The following is a 3,893-nucleotide window of genomic DNA, read 5'->3' as shown; positions in this document are numbered from 1 at the left end:
TGGTAATACGCGCCGTCGGGGCGCACCGAATGGCTTCACATATTGAGGTAGCAGCAGTTTGACGTCATGACCCAAAGCCGCGATCTCGCGCGCCCAAAACCGACATGGCTGAAGTGGAACAGTTCTGCGCGTTCGTCGAACTCGAGCTTTCCCAGCACAGCCGTGACCGCCTGCCCGCTATTGCGCGCCTCGGTCGTGGTGGTGACGTCCCCCGACGTGACCCGCATGCGCCGCTATCCGTGCCTCAGAAGCCGATTGCGATCGTCCCGAATGTTCGTAGACCTATACTTAGCATGTAGGTCTCATTCAAGACGGGGGGCACGCCGCCTACCGTATAATTGTAGGATTTCAGATAGTTCAATCCCAGCACCAAGCAATCGTCGACATAGCCGGCACCGACCACATACTGGTTGATCTCGTTGGCCTCGAGGTCCCAGCGCGCCGAGCCCGTGACCACCCAGTTGGTCGCGACCTTCAGCGAGCCGGTGGTGAGGATGCCTTCGCGGCGGGTCAGATAGCCGAGCTCCGGCTGTGCCGCGTAGTTGCCGTACATCACGCTGATCGACCAGCGATCGAAGTTGGCGCGGCCTTCGGCCTCGAAACGCTGGACGTTCCAGGTCTGCTCGTCCATGCGGGAGCGGACGCTGAAGGTGTAGGTGCGGTTGGGCGAGTAGTCGATACTCGCCACGTAGTCGGAGCGGGGCTTGTCGAGACCGGAATCGAGGCCCGTGTTGATGGAGTCCCGGACCGCGTAGGAGTTCATGCCGAACAGCTGGTAGGACTGGCCGAACAGCACCTTGGCCGCGCCGCCCTTGTCGAACTGCGTGGTGGCCTGCACGCCGACATTGGCGCGGCCGCCCCCCTCGACGCGGTCGTAACCGGAGAACTTGTCGACGCTGAACAGGTTCGACGTTTCGAATACAAAACTCTGCGCATCCTCGTTGGGAAACTTGCCGGCATAAGTCTCGTTCGGGCGGATGATGATCTGCGCGATCGGCTCGACGGTGGTCGAGCCCCAGGGCTGAACGTTGATGAAGGGATAGCGGTATTCGAGGCCGACCGTCGGCATCAGGCGGAATGCCTGGGTGTCGCCGACCGGTAGGTAGTTCGACACGCCCGGCTGGTTCGAGACCGAGGAGTTGATTGCATCGGCGCGCAGGCCGGCGAACGGCGTCCAGATCTGGCCGAGCGGGTCGGTGAAGGATTTGCGCCACTGCGCTTCCGCCGACAGGCGGGTATAGGTGCCGGGGAAGCCGCGCAGCAGGCACTGCGATGGCGTGCGCGCGAGCGGATCGGCCGACGCCGTCGTGCACAGGCTGTTGGTGTTGGCGAGCGTGGTGATCGGATCGAACACGGCGCTGTCACGCGACAGGTTGACGGAGTTGGTCTTGTAGCTGAACTCGCCGCCGAACACCGGATAGTTGAGCACGTTCGAGTAGTCGATCACGGGGTAGACGATCGGGACCTTGTCCTGGTTGCCCGAGAAGCTCCGCCAGTACATCGTGCGTGCGTCGAAGAAGCTGCGATTGCCGGCGCCGGTCAGATAGAGCTGCGAGACCGCGTCGGTCGGCAGGTTCAGGAACGAACCGAGCGGGTCACGGTACTGCGACAGGCGGTAGTCCGAGAAGAAATAGTAGTCGGACATCACGACGCCGTCCCAACCCCAGACCCATTTGTCGTTCAGCGCGAACTGACCCTTGGTCTCGACGGCGCCGCGCCACTGGCGGTCGCCGGGCTGCCCGGCGAAGGCGCCGCGATCGAGCTGGTCGATGCCGTAAGCACGGATCTGGTAGGCGCCGCCCATCAGGCGCTGGCGGAACTCCGCCTGGAACAGCACGCCCTGCCTGGAGGTGATGCGCGGGTTGAAGGTCACGTCCATATCGGGCGCGATCGCCCAGTAGAACGGGACCTCCACGCCGTAGCCGTAGCCCGTGTTCGAGGTGAAGCCCGGCATCAGGAAGCCGGACTTGCGCTTCACGGTCGGGTCGGGCGTCGAGAAGTAGGGCATGTAAGCGAGCGGCACGCCGAAGAACTCGAGCTGCGCCGTCTCGAAGTACAGCATCTTCTCCTGCTGGTCGTGGATGATGCGGGCACCCTTGACCTGCCAGAGCGGTGGCTTCTTCGGATCGTCCTTGCACGGAGCGCAGGCCGTGTAGACGCCGTTCTCGAACACGGTGTAGTTGCCGCTGGAACGGTCGGCGCGCGTTGCGGCCATCCGTGTCCGGTCGGCGGTATCGACCCGGAGCGAACCGACGAATCCGTCGCGATAGTCGTCGGACAGATCGATCGTCTCGGCATAGGTGATCTTGCCCTCGGCATCCGTCATGCGGATGTTGCCTTCGGCATGGAGCCGCTTGGTCTTCTGGTCGTAGGCGACCTTGTTAGCCTCGACGCTGGTGCCGTTGTAGAACAGCTGGACGTTACCGACCGCCGAGATCCGCGAATTATTGTAGTCGTAGACGACCTCGGTCGCCTGAACCAGCATCTGGTTGTCGTTGGCGGCCTTCGGCGGCTTCGGACGCGGCGGCTGCGTATTGTAGGAGACGTTCTGCGCCGATGCCTTTACGACGGGGCCGAAACCAGTCGCGATGACAACGGCTATGGCAAGCAAGCAGTCGCAGACTAGCGACGTGAAGAGCCACGGATCGTGCCCTGGCGCAACCGCAGTCAGTTTGTGACGATGCGCAGCCACAGCCACTAACCTTTCCGTCGGGTCAGCAAGGCCAACAATCTGATGAAGCGGCCAACGCAGACTGGCGGCCAGACCGAAGTCTCCAGTTGCATGAACTCACACTTACTTGACGTCCTGATACAACTAGCCACAACAGCGAGCAGGAAAATGGTGAACACGTTACCTTAAATTCTCGGCATCGAGCCGTAGCACTGGCTCCAGCCCTCTTGCGGTTGCGCAGAAACCCTCGGCAATCGACGCGAACCGCTACGCTGAAATCTCTTCAAGTCGGCCTCGCTTCGGCCCAGGGAATTCGTGCTGAAGGCGTCGCGCTGGAAGGTTTGCGGAAGCATGTGATGGCTGATCTGACGGGTTATCAGGTTCATCCGAACCGAACTATGCCTGGAAGCACAGCTACTGGAGCAAGCTGCGAGAGCCCAGGAGCAGCAGCAGCGCTATGGGCGGAGCGCGAAATGCCGATCGCGGAGAAACTCCGCGTCTCCGATAGGCGATCTTGGGCGGCAGCTTTTTCAGCAAAGGGATCAGGAACACGAGCAGTCCGCGCTCATTGGCCAAAGCTTTGACGAACTGTCGGTCCGCCGACCATGCCACTTGGTTCGCGTGGGTCGTTCCGATATCTGTCAGCTGCGACCTACTCCGAAGGATGCTGATCTGTTGTTGTTGCGGCGAATATGCCAGCTGCTTGCTAATCGGCCGTTTCACGCCCCCCGGCGCATGACGGCCATTATGCGGGCCGGGAGCCATGCGGTGAAGCGCGAGCGGGTGAAACCGTTGATGTGCAGAATGGGAAGGCTCAGGCCGAAGCCGCGAATAACGCAACCGTCGGGGCCAGAGGCCAATGTTGTGTTCTGCTCCGCCGTTTGCGGATTGGTGCCAGAGGATCAGACACAGCTTCACTGCTGGCCCAAAGTCGGCCGGGCCGGCCTGCCGCGGGCTAGAAGCGCAATGGTTGTGGCTTCCCAAAGACGAACTCCAGATCGCATCATGCACTCCGCTGCCCCTTCCTGTCCAATAACGAGCGCCTGCGCAAACGAAGCAAGCTGCGTGCCGCTCGAAGATGGAGATCCTCAAGCGGGTTTGTTCATGGTACATGCGTCCGGTTGTGGACATTGGTCCGAACCAGACAATCGAGTCCTTGGCAGTGATATCGGTAGTTGGTGGAACGCACGATTGCACTAGGGTCCAGACTCAATTGAGCCAA

At 61.5% G+C, this 3,893-nt stretch carries 2 protein-coding genes; both read right to left on the bottom strand.

The annotated features are described in order from the left end of the window. Nucleotides 1–35 precede the first annotated feature (35 nt). Nucleotides 36–227 (bottom strand): hypothetical protein, encoded by a 192-nt coding sequence (locus IC50_RS37850; RefSeq protein ID WP_014497849.1) that lies wholly within the window; start codon nucleotides 225–227, stop codon nucleotides 36–38. Nucleotides 228–244: 17 nt separating this feature from the next. Further along, nucleotides 245–2,611 carry an LPS-assembly protein LptD gene (locus IC50_RS37845; RefSeq protein ID WP_223153708.1) on the bottom strand — a complete coding sequence of 789 codons (2,367 nt, stop codon included), beginning with the start codon at nucleotides 2,609–2,611 and terminating at the stop codon, nucleotides 245–247. Between the last annotated feature and the right edge of the window lie 1,282 nt (nucleotides 2,612–3,893).

This window comes from Bradyrhizobium genomosp. I (2014) (assembly GCF_000261685.1).
Classification (GTDB): Bacteria; Pseudomonadota; Alphaproteobacteria; order Rhizobiales; family Xanthobacteraceae; genus Bradyrhizobium.
This window is presented reverse-complemented; position numbering and strand designations above follow the sequence as displayed.

Excerpts from the sequence above, each read along its gene's own strand:
- IC50_RS37850 (WP_014497849.1), bottom strand. The coding sequence starts at position 227 with ATGCGGGTCACGTCGGGGGACGTCACCACCACGACCGAGGCGCGCAAT.